This is a genomic window from Ochrobactrum sp. 19YEA23 (assembly GCF_029909865.1).
GTDB lineage: Bacteria > Pseudomonadota > Alphaproteobacteria > Rhizobiales > Rhizobiaceae > Brucella > Brucella gambitense.
The window spans coordinates 188,232-205,938 of sequence record NZ_JASAMQ010000001.1; the positions used below are offsets into that span (position 1 = coordinate 188,232).

The window sequence follows — 17,707 nt, forward strand, 5'->3', positions numbered from 1 at the left end:
GTCACTCCTTACTTACCTTGCGGCATCCACCAGCCCGTACGCGCGCCGATATGCATGTTGAGCGTCTTGGTCTCGGTATAATCCTCCACGGCATGACGACCCAACTCGCGACCCAGACCTGACTGGCGATAACCGCCGAAGGGCAGTTCCGGCGTGCCGTCCATGAAGGTGTTCATCCAGACCGTACCAGCCCGCACCTTGCGACCAATGTTCATGCAGGTATCGAAATCGCGGCTCCACACGCCTGCGGAAAGGCCGTAATCAACCGCATTGGCAATGGAGATCGCCTCATCCACCGTATCGAAGGAAAGCACCGACAGAACCGGCCCGAACACTTCCTCACGCGCCACGGCCATGTCGGCTTTCACGCCCGCAATAATGGTCGGCCCCATATATTGACCAAGGCCGAGATCCAGCACATCGCCGCCATGGGCAATTGCAGCGCCCGCCTTCTTGGCCTGATCGACATAAGCGCCAACCTTGCTCAGATGCTGCGGCGTGATGATCGCGCCCACTTGCGTACTGACATCGAGCGGATCGCCGACGATCACCTTTTTCGACAGATCAGCGACCCGACCGACAATCTCATCCACAATCGAACGATGTACGATCAGCCGCGACCCGGCATTGCAGCATTCGCCCGCATTGAACCATGCGCCGAACACCGCAGCGTCGATGAAAGCGTCCATATCCGCATCCGGGAACAGGATTTGCGGGTTCTTGCCGCCAAGTTCCAGCGACACTTTCTTCAGCGTCTGCGCCGCATTGACCATGGTCAGCTTACCGACGCCAGTGGAACCGGTGAACGACACCATGTCCACATCCGGATGCGTGCTCATATGCTGGCCGACATCAGCACCCGTTCCGGTGACGATGTTGACCACACCGTCCGGCACGCCTGCCTCGGCCAGAATTTCACCAAGCACCAGTGTCGAACCAGAGGTAAGTTCCGAAGGCTTTACGACCGCCGTGCATCCCGCCGCCAAGGCGAAAGGCAGCTTTTGGCCGACGATCAGGAACGGGAAATTCCAAGGCGTAATGATGGAAACAACGCCAATTGCCTCGCGCAGCACAACGCCCAAAGTGCCATCGCCCAGCGTATTGTAGCTCTCGCCATGCAGATCACGCGCAAGCGCTGCCGCATAACGCCAGATATCGACGGAACCGGCAATCTCACCGCGCACCTGACTGATCGGCTTTCCTGCTTCAATCGCATCGAGATAGGCAAGCTCTTCCGCCCTCGCTTCAATGAGATCAGCGGCTTTCAACAGCACCAGCGAGCGCTGCGATGCCGTTTTGGAAGACCAGCGCCCGTCATCGAAAGCCTTGCGCGCAGCTGCGACGGCGCGTTCCACATCCGCCTTGTTGCCAGCGGGATAACGGCTCACCGTCACGCCATGACCGGGAGCCACACGCTCAATGCTGCCGCCGCTTTGGCTCTGCACCCATTTGCCATCGATCAGCATGGAGAATTCGCGAACGGCCAGTCCTGCCAGCGGCTGCGGTTTTACGATCGTACTCATTACCATTCTCCCTTAAAATTCGCTTCGCGCTTTTCGCTGAACGAGCGCACGCCTTCCTTCAGATCGCCGGTCTTGGCGACAAGGATGGAACCCAATGCCTCGACGGCGGTTCCATTGTCCTCGCCATTGGCGACGGAAAGCATCAGTTTGGAAATTTCCAGTGCCGCGGGTCCGCGCTTTGCTACCCGTGCTGCATAGTCTTGTGCTGCCTGCAAAGCTGCACCCGTCTCCACAACGGCATCGACAAGCCCATGCGAAAGCGCTTCCTCCGCTGTGAACATTTCGCCGCCCAGCACCATGCGGCGCACGATCTGCGCACCGAAACGGCGCACAAGACGCTGCGTGCCCGACCAGCCAGGGATCATGCCAAGCGAGGTTTCCGGCAGGCCGATCTTCGCCTGTCGCTCAACAATGCGGATATCAGCAGCGCCTGCCAGTTCCAGACCACCGCCCAGAGCGTGACCATTCATCGCTGCGATCAATGGCACACGCAAAGTCGCCAGACGCTCGAACACACGATGACCGTAGCGCACCCAGGCATGGCCGAATTCTTGCGGTTCCATGCCGCCCCAAGCCTTGATGTCACCGCCGGCAGAAAAGGCTTTGCCCTCACCGGTCAGGATTGCAACCCGCACGGTGCTATCCGCCTCCACCCGATCACAGGCCGCGGACAATTCCTGCAAAAGCTCAATATCGAATGCATTGAGCTTTTCGGGACGCTTGATCGTCATGATCGCGATGTGGTTCTCGGTCGCAATTTCTATCCGATCAGCCATTTCACGCCTCCAGCTTTCGCGCAGGCTTTTGCGGCAATTCAAGTCCAATCGGCTCTTCGCGGAACAGCGCTTCATCCATGATCTTGAGCTGGTCGGAAACGATCAGCGGAAACTCGGATTGATCAAGAATATGCGCCTGCAAGTCCACACCCGGCGCAATCTCAGTGAGCACGATACCTTCCGGCGTCAGTTTCATCACAGCGCGCTCCGTGACATAGGTAATGTCCTGCCCCTGCGCGACACTGCGCGGACCGGAGAAGGTGACATGCTCGACTTCATTGACGAGTTTTTTGAGCTTGCCTTCCTTCTCGATCACCAGCTTGCCGTCAGCGACCGACAATTTAGCCCCTGCATTGAACATGCCCGAAAAGACAATCTTTTTGGCCCTTGCGGTAATGTCTACAAAGCCGCCTGCCCCTGCCGTGACATGCGGACGGAATGACAGCTTCGACACATTGACCGAGCCGTCACGCCCGATCTCAAGGAAGGACAGGAGCGACGCATCGAAGCCTGCACCCTGAAAATAGGTGAACTGATAGGGCGATGGCATATAGGCGTCGGCATTTGCTGCGCAGCCAAAGGCAAAATCCAGCAATGGCACCCCGCCGACAGCGCCCTGCTCGATCACCCATGTCACGGCGCCATGCAGGCCTTCCTCCAGCAGAATGCGCGGCACATTGGCGGAAATACCAAAGCCGAGATTGACCGCGCTGCCCGCCTGCAATTCCTGTGAGACACGGCGCGCAATCGCCTTCTGGATATTAAATTCGGCCAGACGGAACGTATCGATCGGGCGGAAAATCTCGCCCGAAATCGCCGGATCATACAGCGTCTGCGTCGTCTGTTTCTGGTCGGGATCGACCACGATATAATCAACCAGAACGCCCGGCACCCGCACATCATGCGGCTTCAGCGTGCCTTCCTTGGCGATGCGCTTCACCTGCGCAATGACGATGCCGCCATTGTTGCGCGCGGCCAGCGCCTGATCCAGCCCACCAAGATAAGCGCCCTCATGCTCATAGGTGAGGTTGCCGCGTTCATCCGCTGTCGTGGCGCGAATGATCGCCACTTGCGGGATGATGGAAGGGAAATAGAGCCAGTCTTCGCCTTCGAAGCTGACATGTTTCACAACCGGCTCTTGCGCGGCCTTGTCATTCATCGCCGTGCCCTGACGCTTTGGGTCGACAAACGTATCAAGACCCACCTTGGTCAGCACGCCGGGGCGTTTGGCTGCTGCTTCGCGGTGCATGTCGAACAGAATGCCCGACGGGATATTATAGGCCGGGATCTCATTATTGGTGATCATCTGCCAGATCAGCGGCGGCTCGGCACTGGACGGGCCCGACGGATAGGAACCGCCAATGATCTTCTTCAGCAATCCTGGCTTGGCGATGTAATCGACGCCCTTGATGCCGCTCATATCGCCTGCCGCAATCGGGTGCAGCGTGGTGATATTTTTCGGATGGCCAGTTTCGTCAAACCGCTCGCCGATGGCTTTCAGCGTCAAATCGGGACAGCCAAGACCGCTCGAAGAGGAGACGGAAACGACAGCGTTGTCGGGGATGAGCGCAGCCGCTTCCGCTGCCGAAATATGCTTGTTCATGTTCAGATTCCAGATTGAATGGCGGTTGCCTTGCCGGTCTTTGCGGCCTCAAGCACGGCAAGCCCCGTGGCGAGCGACCAGATGCCGTCCTCCAATGTTGCGGAAGGCTGACCCTTGCCTGCCATCGCATCATGGAAAGCCTGCAAGGCGGTTTCATAGAGATTTTTCTGATCGAGCGGCAATTCATGCTCGCCGTCCTTGTCACGCAGCAGCACCGAACCAACCGGCTTTTGCGTCATCACATTGCGGGCCACCAGCGAGCCTTCACTGCCGTGCACTTCAAAGCCTGTTTCCGCATATCTGGTCGTGAAAGCGTCGTGGAACTGGGCAATCGCGCCGGATGGAAAACGCAGCACACCCATCACACCGTCTTCCAGCCCAGCGTCGCTTAAGCCCCCCTGCTGGCTGAAAGCCAAGGCTTCGACCGGATTTTCACCCAGCACAAAACGCAGCGTATCGGCGTCGTGCACCGTGATATCGAGAATGACACCGCCACCAGCATCGGGCCGCTCGATACGCCAGCCCTGCAAATGCGGCGGCAGATAAACCGCGTGGAAAACCCGCGCGCCAAGCACCTTGCCGATCTTGCCTTGGGCGATTGCATCGCGCATGGCGCGGTGACTGGCAGCGTTACGCAAATGATGGTTGGTGCCTGCCACAACGCCCGCTTCACGTACGGCCTTCAACATGGCATGAGCGTCGCCAATCGTGAGCGCCAGCGGCTTTTCGCACAGCATATGCTTACCAGCTTTGGCGGCGGCAATCGCCTGATCGCGATGCAATTCATTGGTGGTTGAGATATAGACCGCTTCGACGTCCGGATCGGCCAGCAGAGTGTCGAGGCTCGTCACAGCCCGCGCAATTCCGTTGTCGCGAGCATAGGTTTCACCGCGCGCGACATTGGTGCTGTAAACGGAAACGACTTCGCCGCCCGTCGCGCGAATGGCACCGATCACCCACTCTTTCGCAATCGTGCTTGCGCCTATTAGGCCCCACTTTGCCATTCGCGTTTCTCCTCCGCTTTAAAAGGCATGCCGCAACTGGCACGCACCGCCAGACGCACCGCCAAACGCTGCGCCTCCGCCTCCACCCGTTCCGAATTGATCTGCTTCAAAAGAAGCTGTGCCGCCCGTTCGCCCATCCCCTGCGGATCGACCGACACTGTTGTTAATGCGGGCACGGCGGTCTTTGCTTCGATCACATCGTCGAAGCCGACCACGCCGAAATCACGTCCCGGTTCCAGATGCGCAGCGCGCAAACCGTCGCAAACGCCAAATGCCACCGCATCGTTGAAACACACCGTAGCCGTCGGCTTTGCACCCAGAAGCAACATGCGCTCCACCGCTTCCACACCGCCCGCCCGCGACGGAGCCGATGTGAAGACCAGCGCATCGTCAAAGACAAGACCGGCCTGTTCCAGACCAGCGCGATAGCCGGAGACACGCTCGGCAAACACCGCCGTATCCACATAGCCGCCCATGAACGCGATGTTGCTGTGACCAAGACCGACCAGATGCTCGACGGCCTTTGCGACGCCACCGCGATTGTCGGACAGAATTGACGAAACGCCGGAACCCGGCACATCGCGCACCATCTGCACCACCGGCAGGCCGCTTTTTGCCAGCGGCTTCAGATCGCCGGATTCCGTACCGCGCGCCGGTGAAACGATCAGCCCGGCAATGCCATGTTCGCGCATGGAGGCGATCACTTCGCGCTGCCGGTCAATGCTCTCGCCCGTATTGGCCAGAAACTGCACATAGCCCGCCGACTGCATAACGCGGTCCACACCGACCGCCAGTTCGGCAAAGAAACTGTTGGTCAGATCGTTGACGACCAGCCCGATGATCTTTGACTTGGACTGACGCAGATTGGCGGCACTGCGGTTATAGACGTAACCGAGCTTTTCGATTGCCGCCTGCACCTTCACCCGCGTTTCGGCATGAACCAGCGGACTATCGCGCAGCACAAGCGACACGGTCGATTTCGACACGCCTGCCTCGCGTGCAATATCGATGACCGTAACGCTGCTCTTGTTCATGACTTTCCTCGGCTTTCGCTAACAACTTAATTGGAACGTTCCAAAAAAGTCAACGGCAGAAATTTTGCCCGAACATTGCAGCATTGTCGCCATTTTTCGCAATGCGTTTTCTCAATTCCGCGATATTTATGAACTCACTGGATGAAGAAATGCTTCCTTCCTGCACGAAACTCCGTTTGCGGGTCTAATATGACACTTCTTGCCATTTGGAACGTTCTAAATTATGAATGACAACGTTCTGTGGGAGGATAATCATGAGCGTTGCATTCGACACTATGCTGACCTTGCCAAAGGCGGACGGCACTCTGCATGCATACAGGCTTACCGGAACGCCCACCGAAAGACCTTCGGCTCCCCCGCAGTTCAATCGCATCGCCTATGCGGCGGCGCATATCGTCTCCGACCCACAAAACGATACGATGCCCTGGAGTAATCCGGTGCTCGACTGGGATGCGACCATGGCGTTTCGTCATCACCTCTGGAGCCTCGGCTTCAAGATCGCCGAAGCAATGGACACCTCGCAGCGCGGCATGGGCCTCAACTGGGCGGGCGCGCAGGAATTGATCCGTCGCTCACTGGCCGAAAGCAAAACCGTAGCGGGCGCCGATCTGGCCTGTGGTGCCGGCACGGATCATCTCGATCCGGCTGATGCGAAGAGCCTTGATGATGTCATCAGGGCCTACGAAACACAGGCCAGTTTCATAGAAATGCATGGTGGACGCTTCATTCTGATGGCAAGCCGTGCCCTTGCCCGTATTGCGCGATCCACCGACGATTATGCTAAGGTTTATGGGCACATCCTCTCCAATGCTCGCGACAAAGTCGTGCTGCACTGGCTGGGCGACATGTTCGATCCGCAGCTCAAGGGCTACTGGGGAAGCTCTGGGTTCGACGACGCGCTGAACACCGTCATCGATATTATCGAGGCCAATCGCGACAAGGTCGAAGGCATCAAGATTTCGCTGCTGGAAGAGCGCTACGAACTTGCCCTGCGTGACCGGTTACCGGAAGGGGTGCTCTGTTTCACAGGCGACGATTTCAACTATGCACCGCTGATCGAAGGCGATGGACACAAGCATAGCCATGCCCTGCTCGGCATTTTCGATGCAGTCGCGCCACAGGCCTCCAATGCGCTAGCCGCCCTCGCCAAGGGTGACAGCGCTCGGTTTCGGTCCATCATCGAGCCGACCGTACCGCTATCGCGCAAGATCTTTGAAACGCCGACACAATATTACAAGGCCGGGGTCGTTTTCCTTGCCTGGCTCAACGGTCATCAGACGCATTTCACCATGCCTGCCGGGATGCAATCGGCGCGCGGCATTGTCCATTATGCCGACATTTTCCAGCTGACCGACAAGGCCAATGTACTCGACCAACCGGAGCTTGCCATGAAGCGCATGAAAGCGCTTTTGGAAACCCATGGAGTGGAGCAGGCCTGACAGCCACTTTATCGGACGCTATACATCCTCCCACGCAAGTTTGTCCGGTTCCTGTACTGATTGATTTCGGCTATCAACTTGATTAAGCAATCAACAGCATAGAAACCAATAGGGGAGATTTTCATGCGTTCTGTACTTCTGGCATTGCTGGCCGCAACGGCCATCGCCACCTCGGCCCAGGCAAAAGACGTAACCGTCGCCGTGACCGCCATTGTCGAACATCCGGCACTTGACGCCGCCCGTGACGGCGTCAAGGATGCGCTGGCCGAAGCCGGTTTCAAGGAAGGCGAAAATCTCAAATTCGTCTATCAGTCCGCACAGGGCAATCCGGCAACCGCCGCACAGATCGCACGCCAGTTCGTTGGCGATGGCCCGGACGTGATCGTTCCGATTTCCACCCCGTCGGCTCAGGCTGTTGTTTCCGCCACGCGCGACATTCCGATCGTATTCACCGCCGTATCCGATCCGGTCGGCGCGCAGCTCGTCAAGAACATGGAAAAGCCGGGCGCTAACGTAACTGGCCTCTCCGATATGTCGCCAGTCGCCGAGCACATCAAGCTCATCAAGGAAGTGATGCCGAACATCAAGAAGCTCGGCTATCTCTACAATTCCGGCGAAACCAACTCGGTCTCGCTTCTGGCTGCGCTGAAGGAAGCTGCTGCTGCTGACGGCATCGAGATTGTTGAATCCGCCGCCACCAAGTCGGCTGAAGTCAAGGGCGCCGCACAGGCTCTCGTCGGCCGCGCCGATGCCATGTATGTGCCGACCGACAACACCATCGTTTCGGCTCTCGAAAGCGCAGTCGGCGTTGCCGAGGAAAGCAAGCTGCCGCTCTTCACTGCTGATACAGATTCCGTCAAGCGCGGCGCGATGGCTGCACTCGGTTTCAACTATTACGACGTCGGCAAGCAGACCGGCGCTGTCGTCGCACGCATCCTGAAGGGTGAAAAGCCGGGCGACATTTCAGTTGAAATCGCCAAGGGTACCGACCTCGTCATCAATCTCGGCGCAGCCAAGAAGATGGGCGTTGAGTTCCCGAAGGCTGTAATCGACCGCGCCACCAGCAAGATCGATTGATCCTGTACGAAATGAAGAAAATCGGGGGCGGGAGTGAAAACTCCCCGCCCTTTTTCTTTGAGCACAAGCAGAAGCCCTGAAGCGGGGTCAGGTTCGAAAAGACACATGATCTGCTGCGATATCGCACGAATGTTGCGTTAGCCGCACATAAATCGGCATTTGCGGATGTTCAGCGCGGTTAGCACTTGCGCTGGGGAATGCGAGAGTTGTAATCCGAAAAGAATAATAACGGGAACAAATGATCTAGCCGGGAAACGATCCGCTCGGGCCTTCGCCTGCCGGATAAACTCAAACCAAAACCGGTCGCGATTGGTGAAAGCCTTTTGGACAATCCAAGGCGCAACGCCTTGATGTCCGCAGGCTTGTGGATGGTCTTATGCCGGAGGAACCGGTTTCATCCTTGTCGATTGCGGCAAAGTACAAGGAATGTCGTTGTGAGTCAGATCGCCTTCTGGGGTGCGGTCGAATTAGGCCTCGTTTTCGCGTTTGTCGCCATCGGCGTCTATCTGGCGTTTCGCGTTCTCGACTTTCCCGACCTGACGGTGGACGGTTCGTTCCCGCTCGGTGCAGCTGTGACCGGCGTACTTATCCTTGCTGGGCTCAATGCATGGCTCGCCGCCGCAATCGCCATGGTTGCCGGTGCGATAGCTGGTCTTGTGACCGCAACGCTCAATGTGCGCTTCAAGATCCTCAACCTGCTCGCTTCCATTCTGACGATGATCGCGCTGTTCTCGGTGAACCTGCGCGTGATGGGCCGACCGAATATCGCACTCATCAATCAGGACACGATGCTGAGCCCCCTCTTCGGCCACGGTATTCCGGAATATTATGTGCGTCCGGCCTTCCTGTTTGTACTTGTCGTCATCGCTGTCATCATCGTCTGGCGCTTTCTGGAAAGCGACATGGGCCTCGCCATGCGCGCGACCGGCGCCAACCCCAAAATGGCACGCGCACAAGGTGTGCAGACTGACCGCCAGATCTATATCGGCATGGCACTCTCCAACGCGCTCGTCGCGCTTGGCGGGTCGCTTTTCGCGCAGACAAACGGTTTTGCCGATGTCACCTCCGGCGTTGGCACCATCGTCGTCGGCCTCGCGGCCGTCATTATTGGCGAGACCATTCTGCGAACCCGCAACCTGCTGGTGATCCTGATCGGCTGCGTGCTCGGCTCGGTCATCTACCGCATCGCCATCCAGCTCGCATTGTCCAACGGCGACACATTCGGCCTTCAGGCTTCTGACCTGAACATCGCCACAGCGCTTCTCGTTACATTCGCCCTGATATTGCCGCGCCTGCGCCGCGGGGGAGCATCCGCATGATCGAAGTATCCAATCTCGATGTCGTCTTCGGTCGCGGCACACCGCTGGAAAAGCAGGTTCTGAACAAGATCAACCTGACCATGGACCGTGGTTCCTTCGTGACCGTCATCGGCTCGAATGGCGCTGGCAAGTCCACCTTGCTCGGCGTGCTTGCAGGCGATGTTATCCCCACCGGCGGCAAGGTCGTGATCAGCGGCAAGGACGTGACCCGCAAATCCACTGCCGACCGCGCCGGTCTCGTTGCGCGTGTCTTCCAGGATCCACTGGCTGGCAGCTGCGGCACGCTGACCATCGAAGAAAACCTTGCGCTTGCCGCCTCGCGCGGCAAAAAGCGCGGCTTTACTCATGCGCTGAATTCCAACCGCCGTGAATGGTTTCGCGAGCGCGTGGCGAGCCTCAATCTCGGCCTTGAAAACCGGATGCAGGACCGCATGGAACTGCTCTCCGGCGGTCAGCGTCAGGCGCTTTCGCTCATCATGGCAACGCTTGCCGGTTCTGAGGTTCTGCTTCTTGATGAACATACCGCAGCACTTGATCCGGGTATGGCGGAATTCGTCATGGAACTGACCCGCACGCTCATCACCGAAAACAAGCTGACGGCGCTGATGGTGACCCATTCCATGCGTCAGGCGCTCGATTATGGCGACCGCACCATCATGCTGCACGGCGGCAAGATTCTGCTCGATGTCACCGGCGACAAGCGCAAGACGCTCGGCGTCGAAGACCTGATCGAGATGTTCCGCAAAGTGCGCGGCCAGACGCTTGATGACGACGCATTGCTAATCGAATAGCAGTCCACATATACGCTTTTCACAGCCGCCGTTCATCCCGTGATCGGCGGCTGTTTTGTTTCTGGCCGAAATGCTCTAATAACCAGATATGGCGCAGAAGAAAGCAAATGAAGTCGATGGTTTCCTGAGCAGACCGAGCAGCTCGTTTCCGGTCGTGCTTCTTTACGGCCCAGACAAGGGTCTGGTGAGCGAGCGTGCGCGCCGCTATGCCGAGGCAACTAAACTTCCGCTCGATGATCCTTTTGCTGTCATCCGTATGGAAGCCGACGAGATCGATGCCGATCCATCAAAACTGGCCGATGAAGCGCGCACCATTTCCATGTTTGGCGGCAGCCGCCTGATCTGGATCAAGAACGCGGCTGGACAGAAGAAACTGGCCGATGCAATCAAGCTTCTGGCTACTGAACCGCCGCATGAAACCTTCATTCTCGTCGAAGCTGGCGACCTGAAAAAGGGCGTGGGGTTGCGTAGTGCTATCGAGAATGCTTCTGCGGGCATGGCGCTTCCTTGCTATACGGACGATGCGCGCGGCATTGATGGCGTTATCGATGATGTGCTCGCGGAGTGGAAGCTGCAAATCACCCTTGATGGACGACAGCTTCTTCGCGCCAGTCTTGGCGGCGACCGCCTTGCCACCCGTGGCGAGCTGGAGAAACTCTGCCTCTATGCACGCGGCAAGGAACGCATCGACATTGATGACGTTCGCGAAGCTGTGGGTGACGTTGCAGGCCTGTCGACCGACGAGGTGGTGGATGCAGTCATTGCTGGTGATTTGCAGCGGTTTGAAATCACATTCGACCGCGTCGTGAAATCAGGCACAGCGCCGTTTCTGGTGCTGAACACGGCCATGCGGCAGTTCCAGCAGATACAGGCTCTGCGCTATATCATGGATACTGAGCGCAAGAGCGCGTCTGTTGTTGTGGCCGGAGCAAGGCCCCCCATCTTCTTCAACCGCAAAAGGCTTATAGAAACGGCCATCGGGCGATGGGGTGGCGAAAGCCTTTCACGTGTCCTGGAGCGTCTCCAACGCGCCGTTCTCGAAAGCCGCCAGAACTCAGCCCTTGCCGTACCAATCATTCGCCAATGCCTGATGGCTATCGGTGTAGAAGCCATGCGCAATGCACGGCGCTGACTACTGTCAAACGTGAAACAGTCCTATAAACAAAACCCCGGTAATAAGATACCGGGGTTTTTCTTTGCATCATAGGAAACACATCAGCTCTGAAGGCGACGGCAGATTTCGTCCAGCTGTTCCAGGGAGCTATAGCGGATCTTCACTTCGCCGCCGCGATCCCGATGGTTGATCTCGACCTTCATGCCTGTCACATCGGAAAGCAGCTTTTCGAGCGCCTTGGTGTCAGCATCCTTTTCCACCGGAGCAGCCTTACCCGGCTTCGGTTCCGCGCCGCCACGCGCTTCGGCCTGAGCCAGCGCTTCCACCTGACGCACCGACAGGCCTTCCTTGACGATCCGCTCGGCCAGCCCCGTCGGATTTTCCATCGTGATCAGGCTGCGCGCATGACCCGCAGACAACGCGCCATCAACAATGAAATCCTGTACCGGCTGCGGCAGCTTGAGAAGGCGCAGCGTGTTGGCAACATGGCTGCGGCTCTTGCCGATCACCTGCGCCAGATCGTTCTGCGTATATTCGTGATTATCGATAAGCTGTTGATATCCCAGTGCTTCTTCGACCGCGTTCAGGTCTGCGCGCTGAACGTTTTCGATAATCGCTATCTCAAGGGCAACACGATCATCCACATCGCGAACGATAACAGGGATTGTATCGACGCCCGCGCGCTGTGATGCGCGCCAGCGGCGTTCACCAGCGATAAGTTCAAAATGATCGGGCTGGCCCGGTGCCGGACGCACCACGATTGGCTGGACGACGCCGTGTTCTTTGATCGACTGCGCCAGATCTTCGAGCTCAGCTTCCGCAAACATGCGTCGCGGATTGCGCGGATTGCGCGTGACAAATTCGATAGGCACATTGCGTTCGATTGGAACCGGCGCTTTACGCTCCTCGACCGGACGGTCGATCTCACCAATCAGGGCAGCCAATCCGCGGCCAAGGCGCTTTTTTGAAGGATCGTCGTTCATCGTTCGGCAAATTCCTGCAATTGTTACGTAGTCGAATCGATAGGCTGGTGATTATGCGGCTTTCAATTGCCGCTCGCGCTGGATAACTTCCGACGCAAGCTGCAAATAGGCCTGACTTCCCGCACATTTCAGATCATAGAGAATGGCTGGCTTGCCATGCGAGGGCGCTTCCGATACCCGCACATTGCGCGGGATGACAGTCCGGTAGACCTTTTCACCCATGAAAGCGCGAACATCATCCACCACCTGAGAGGCGAGATTGTTGCGGCTGTCGAACATCGTCAGCACAATGCCCTGGATGGAAAGCTCGGCATTGATCGTCGACCGAACCTGATCGACGGTCTGCAGCAGCTGGCTTAGGCCTTCCAGTGCAAAGAATTCACATTGCAGCGGCACGAGCACGGAGTCTGCAGCTGCCATCGCATTCAGCGTCAACAGGTTCAAAGATGGAGGACAATCCACCAGAACATAGGAGAACCGATCAGAAACGCTCGAATCGAAACGCAGAGAGTCGCGCAAACGGCGCGTACGGTCTGCGGATTGGGCTATTTCCATCTCGATACCCAGCAGATCAAGTGTCGATGGCACGATAAAAAGATTGGGCACATCGGTCTGCATAGCAGCTTCCGGCACCGAAGCCTCTTGCGTCAACACATCATAGGACGACAACGGACGATTGCGACGGTCGATCCCCAACCCCGTGCTGGCATTGCCCTGCGGATCGAGATCAACGATGAGAACTGTTTCGCCTATTGCTGCCAATGCTGTAGCCAGATTGATCGCCGTCGTTGTTTTGCCGACGCCACCCTTCTGATTTGCAATGGTTATGATCCTGGACATTTTGTTCATTACCGTCGCCCTGCCGCTTTCCAGATCTGCGAAATTCTCGGATTCAATTTGCTTTGCGTCGCAAGTTGCTGATTTCGAGGATGACCGAAGTCTGATCGATAGCACTTTGATGTTTTACCAGATCGAAATCCCAACCGACACGGCTTTCATCAATTTCTCTCTGGTAATCCCGACCTTTTTGGAAAAGCGCTTTAGCGCCATCAACGAGCCAAGGCTCCGTCAAACCGAAAAGATCATTCAATGAGGCGAGCGCTCGGGCGGTAACAACCTCCGGAGTCTCGATTTTTTCCCACATGGACTCGATACGAGCCGCATGAATATGGGCAGGAACATTCAAATGTCCGGCAGAAGTGCGTAGAAAAGCGGCCTTTTTGCCGGCACTTTCCACCAGATCGATACGACTACCCGGCTTATCTGCCAGATAACAGGCCGTCACGATGCCCGGAAATCCGCCACCGGAACCGATATCCAGCCAGCGTTTCGCGTCTGGAGCCAGCGGAAAAATCTGCGCGCTATCCAGAATATGACGGCTCCAAAGGTCTGCCAAAGTCGATGGAGATGCCAGATTGATCGCTTTCGACCACTTCTGGAACAGTTCTTCAAATGCGATCAGACGATCCGTTGTTTCACGTGAAACAGCCGGATTGATCTGAAGAAGACTTTCGAAACGGCGATCCGCACTCTTACCAGCACTCACGCGGCGCCCTTCCCTTCCGCCAATTCAGTAGCGGCTTGACGGCGAGAACCGTGCTTCTTGATCTGCGCTATCAGCAGCGCCAAAGCCGCGGGGGTCATCCCGTCAACACGTTGTGCTTCAGCAATCGTCTCCGGCTTCCGCTGCTTCAGCTTATGCTTCAGTTCGTTGGACAGTCCTGAAATGGCATCAATGTCCAGTCCAGTGGGGATCAACAGGCGTTCTTCGCGCTCCATTACAGCGATATCCGTCTGCTGACGCTCCATATAGACCGCATATTGCGCCTCTATTTCGAGCGTTTCGCGAGTGATAGAGTCTATTGCGTCCAGTTCAGGCCAGATCGGGCTCAAGTGCGTCAGATCGATATCCGGATAAGATAGCAGGTCATAAGCTGAACGACGAACCCCATCATGATTGAGATGCAGATCATAACGGCTCGCAAGATTCGGCGTGATAGACAGCGACTGGGTCAGTTCCCGTGCAGCAGACAGCGCGTTCTCTCGTTCAGCGAAGCGATTCTTACGCTCAGCTCCCAGTATGCCAAGACGATCCGCCAGCGGTGTAAGGCGTTGATCGGCATTATCCGCGCGCAAAGAAAGACGGAATTCCGCGCGTGATGTGAACATGCGATAAGGTTCGCTCACGCCGCGTGATGTCAGATCATCCACCATTACGCCGATGTAGGCTTCAGTACGCTGGATGATGATAGGCTCATCGCCCCCGGCCCGCCTTGCGGCATTCAAGCCAGCAAGAAGACCCTGCGCGCCGGCTTCCTCATATCCGGTGGTGCCGTTGATCTGGCCTGCCAGGAACAGACCACTCACCCGCCGCGTCTCAAGGCTGCGCTTCAATTCGCGCGGGTCAATAAAATCATACTCAATGGCATAGCCCGGCTGCAGCATGATTGCTTTCTCTAGACCTGGGATGGTCTTGAGAATTTCGAGCTGAACGTCTTCCGGCAAAGAAGTCGAGATGCCGTTCGGATAAACCGTATCGTCGTCAAGACCTTCCGGTTCCAGGAATATCTGGTGGCCATCTCGGTCGCCGAACTTGACGATCTTGTCTTCCACAGATGGACAGTAACGCGGGCCAATACCTTCAATCGAGCCGGAATACATGGCCGACCGATGCAGGTTGGCGCGGATAATAGCATGGGTTTCCGGTGTCGTACGCGTAATACCGCAATCAATCTGCGGCGTCGTAATACGATCCGTCATCAGGGAAAATGCTACAGGGTTCTCATCGGCGGACTGGGTTTCAAGACTTGCCCAATCGATAGTACGGCCATCAAGACGCGGCGGTGTGCCGGTTTTGAGACGTCCCAATGCGAAGCCAAGAGTCTTCAAGGTATCCGACAGGCCGAGCGCCGGGTTCTCACCCATGCGTCCTGCCGGTATCTTCTTCTCACCAATATGAATGAGACCGTTCAGGAATGTACCTGTCGTCAGCACGATAGCGCCACAGCTCAACAGCCGACCGTCCGATAGGACCACGCCCTTGACATTGCCATCATCGGTCTTGATATCGAACGCACCACCCTCGACGACCGCCAGGTTCTCTTGCGCACCTATCAATTCCTGCATCGCAAGTCGATACAGTTTCCGATCAGCCTGAGTGCGCGGACCGCGAACAGCCGGTCCTTTACGGCGATTGAGCAGACGAAACTGGATGCCTGCCTTATCGGCAACGCGGCCCATCAAACCGTCCAGTGCGTCGATTTCCCGAACAAGATGGCCCTTCCCGAGACCACCAATGGCCGGATTACAAGACATGACGCCGATCGTATCGAAGCGATGAGTGACCAATGCAGTGCGTGCGCCAGCGCGCGCAGCTGCCGACGCGGCTTCGCAGCCAGCATGACCGCCACCGACAACAATAACATCGAAGACTGTAGACCCAGCCGAACTCATTTCTCGCATCCTTGGATTAGGAGACAGCTTTTGCCATGAATGCGTTTGAAACGGAAGGATAAAAGCGTGACAGGCGATCAATTAAAAGCACACAGCACCTCTGACTCATGAAGAACGGGTAGAGTCAACTGGCCTGACCGGATTCCACAGATGTTTCACGTGAAACATTCCACGACGATTCGTCTACCAGATCGGCCGATGTTTCACGTGAATCACTCACTTGCCAATGCAAAACTGAGAGAAAATGACATCAAGGATTTCCTCAACGTCAACATCACCGGTGATACGGCCAAGATATTGCGATGCTCTGCGCATGTTTTCCGCTCTCAGTTCCAACGGAAGATCATCGCGCCCCGCGGCAATTTCGATCTCAGTGAGAGTCGAACGAAGCAGATTGATGTGGCGCTGCCTTGTGGGAACCGCGTCATTGATCTGGCCAATACGTGTTTCAGCAAAAGACTGGAGTGAGGCTAGAAGCTCATCCAATCCGGAACCATTCTTGATCGATATGTAAAAAGTCCAGCGCGCGTCTTGTTTCTTCGTTAGATCAGCTTTGGTGCCAATACGCCAAATCTCGACGTCGGCTTCATCCAGTGTCACATCCATCGGATCATTCATGTCTTCCAACAGAAGAATGAGATCGGCTTCCGATGCCCTTTCGCGGGCTCTTTCAATCCCGATCTTCTCGACAGCACTTTCAGTCTCACGCAATCCGGCTGTGTCGGTGACGTAAACGGGGATACCATTCAGATCGAGTTTAACTTCGAGAAGATCTCGCGTGGTCCCGGCTTCATCAGAAATGATTGCCACTTCGCGTCCAGCGAGAAAATTCAGCAAGCTGGATTTGCCAGCATTCGGCGCACCAGCAATCACCACATGCAAACCGTCGCGAAGCATGGCAGCACGTTTGCCGCTGGCAATATGCTGTTCTATTTCCTTCTGAAGTGCGTGTAGTGATCGCCATACCTGATCTGAGACGGAGCCCGGCACATCACTTTCGTCTGCAAAATCGAGTTCGGCTTCAATGAAAGCGCGCGCACGAACAAGCTTCTGTCTCCATTCGGTGTAGAGTTGCCGTTGCGCACCCGAAGCCACCTGCAACGCAAGACGCCGCTGACCTTCAGTCTCGGCAGCAATGAGATCTGCCAGACCTTCTGCAATTGTCAGATCCATTTTGCCATTGGTGAAAGCACGTCGGGTGAATTCACCAGCCTCGGCAATACGGCAGCCCACTATTTCGCCCAGTTCCTGCAGCAGTTTTTCAACGACGGCTATTCCGCCGTGCAGATGAAATTCGACACAGTCTTCGCCTGTAAAACTATGCGGTCCGGGGAAGAAGAGCGCTAATCCGCGATCAATCGCGTCTCCATTTCGGGAACGGAATGTCTTATAGGCTGCATATCTAGGTTCAATGCCGGAGCCAAGAATCGTTTCGATGATGAATCGAACTTTCGGGCCAGATGCGCGCACGACAGCAACACCAGACGGAAGCCGCCCACTGGACAGGGCAAAAATCGTATCGTGATGCACAGCGGTGTCGTTCATTGCGTTTCCTGACCTATATCAATCTTGCCAAGAGGATTGAAATTAA

At 56.6% G+C, this 17,707-nt stretch carries 15 protein-coding genes; 5 read left to right on the forward strand and 10 right to left on the reverse strand.

Annotated features, from left to right (window positions below; genetic code table 11):
* Positions 1-8: 8 nt before the first annotated feature.
* Genes QBD01_RS00840 through QBD01_RS00860 form a run of 5 tightly spaced genes read right to left on the reverse strand, consistent with a single transcriptional unit; the run spans position 9 to position 5,940 of the window.
* Complete coding sequence (locus QBD01_RS00840; protein WP_280991239.1) at positions 9-1,529, reverse strand: aldehyde dehydrogenase family protein; 1,521 nt, start codon at positions 1,527-1,529, stop codon at positions 9-11.
* The gene (locus tag QBD01_RS00845) at positions 1,523-2,299 is read right to left on the reverse strand and encodes an enoyl-CoA hydratase/isomerase family protein (protein ID WP_280991240.1); all 777 of its coding nucleotides are present in this window, start codon (positions 2,297-2,299) and stop codon (positions 1,523-1,525) included. Before QBD01_RS00845 ends, QBD01_RS00840 begins: the two co-directional genes overlap by 7 nt.
* A gap of 1 nt (position 2,300) precedes the next feature.
* Positions 2,301-3,902 (reverse strand): acyl CoA:acetate/3-ketoacid CoA transferase, encoded by a 1,602-nt coding sequence (locus tag QBD01_RS00850; RefSeq protein WP_280991241.1) that lies wholly within the window; start codon positions 3,900-3,902, stop codon positions 2,301-2,303.
* A 2-nt stretch (positions 3,903-3,904) separates the two neighbouring features.
* On the reverse strand, positions 3,905-4,906 hold the full coding sequence (locus QBD01_RS00855; protein ID WP_280991242.1) for a Gfo/Idh/MocA family oxidoreductase: 1,002 nt from the start codon (positions 4,904-4,906) through the stop codon (positions 3,905-3,907).
* Positions 4,888-5,940, reverse strand: coding sequence for a LacI family DNA-binding transcriptional regulator (locus QBD01_RS00860; RefSeq protein WP_280991243.1), 1,053 nt, complete (start codon positions 5,938-5,940; stop codon positions 4,888-4,890). The genes QBD01_RS00855 and QBD01_RS00860 overlap by 19 nt, the downstream gene beginning before the upstream one ends.
* A 254-nt stretch (positions 5,941-6,194) precedes the next feature.
* Between QBD01_RS00860 and QBD01_RS00865 the strand changes: the two genes are divergently transcribed.
* From QBD01_RS00865 to holA, 5 genes are all read left to right on the forward strand, one after another.
* Positions 6,195-7,379, forward strand: a complete 1,185-nt coding sequence (locus QBD01_RS00865) for a dihydrodipicolinate synthase family protein (protein WP_280991244.1) — start codon at positions 6,195-6,197, stop codon at positions 7,377-7,379.
* 123 nt (positions 7,380-7,502) lie between these two features.
* Positions 7,503-8,456 (forward strand): ABC transporter substrate-binding protein, encoded by a 954-nt coding sequence (locus QBD01_RS00870; protein ID WP_280991245.1) that lies wholly within the window; start codon positions 7,503-7,505, stop codon positions 8,454-8,456.
* Between the two features lie 434 nt (positions 8,457-8,890).
* Positions 8,891-9,775 carry an ABC transporter permease gene (locus tag QBD01_RS00875; RefSeq protein WP_280991246.1) on the forward strand — a complete coding sequence of 295 codons (885 nt, stop codon included), beginning with the start codon at positions 8,891-8,893 and terminating at the stop codon, positions 9,773-9,775.
* Entirely contained in the window at positions 9,772-10,566 is a 795-nt protein-coding gene (locus tag QBD01_RS00880) for an ABC transporter ATP-binding protein (protein WP_280991247.1), read from the forward strand. Before QBD01_RS00875 ends, QBD01_RS00880 begins: the two co-directional genes overlap by 4 nt.
* Positions 10,567-10,654: 88 nt before the next feature.
* Entirely contained in the window at positions 10,655-11,698 is a 1,044-nt protein-coding gene (holA, locus tag QBD01_RS00885) for a DNA polymerase III subunit delta (protein ID WP_280991248.1), read from the forward strand.
* Between the two features lie 83 nt (positions 11,699-11,781).
* On the opposite strand, the gene QBD01_RS00890 is transcribed toward holA, so the two are convergent.
* The 5 genes from QBD01_RS00890 to mnmE form a co-directional block, all read right to left on the reverse strand.
* Entirely contained in the window at positions 11,782-12,663 is an 882-nt protein-coding gene (locus tag QBD01_RS00890) for a ParB/RepB/Spo0J family partition protein (protein WP_280991249.1), read from the reverse strand.
* Positions 12,664-12,714: 51 nt separating this feature from the next.
* Complete coding sequence (locus QBD01_RS00895; RefSeq protein WP_078337617.1) at positions 12,715-13,512, reverse strand: ParA family protein; 798 nt, start codon at positions 13,510-13,512, stop codon at positions 12,715-12,717.
* Between the two features lie 43 nt (positions 13,513-13,555).
* A complete protein-coding gene (gene rsmG / locus QBD01_RS00900) occupies positions 13,556-14,209 on the reverse strand; it encodes a 16S rRNA (guanine(527)-N(7))-methyltransferase RsmG (protein WP_280991250.1) in 654 nt (217 codons plus the stop codon).
* Positions 14,206-16,116, reverse strand: a complete 1,911-nt coding sequence (mnmG, locus tag QBD01_RS00905) for a tRNA uridine-5-carboxymethylaminomethyl(34) synthesis enzyme MnmG (protein ID WP_280991251.1) — start codon at positions 16,114-16,116, stop codon at positions 14,206-14,208. Before mnmG ends, rsmG begins: the two co-directional genes overlap by 4 nt.
* A gap of 216 nt (positions 16,117-16,332) precedes the next feature.
* Entirely contained in the window at positions 16,333-17,661 is a 1,329-nt protein-coding gene (gene mnmE / locus QBD01_RS00910) for a tRNA uridine-5-carboxymethylaminomethyl(34) synthesis GTPase MnmE (protein WP_280991252.1), read from the reverse strand.
* Positions 17,662-17,707 lie beyond the last annotated feature (46 nt).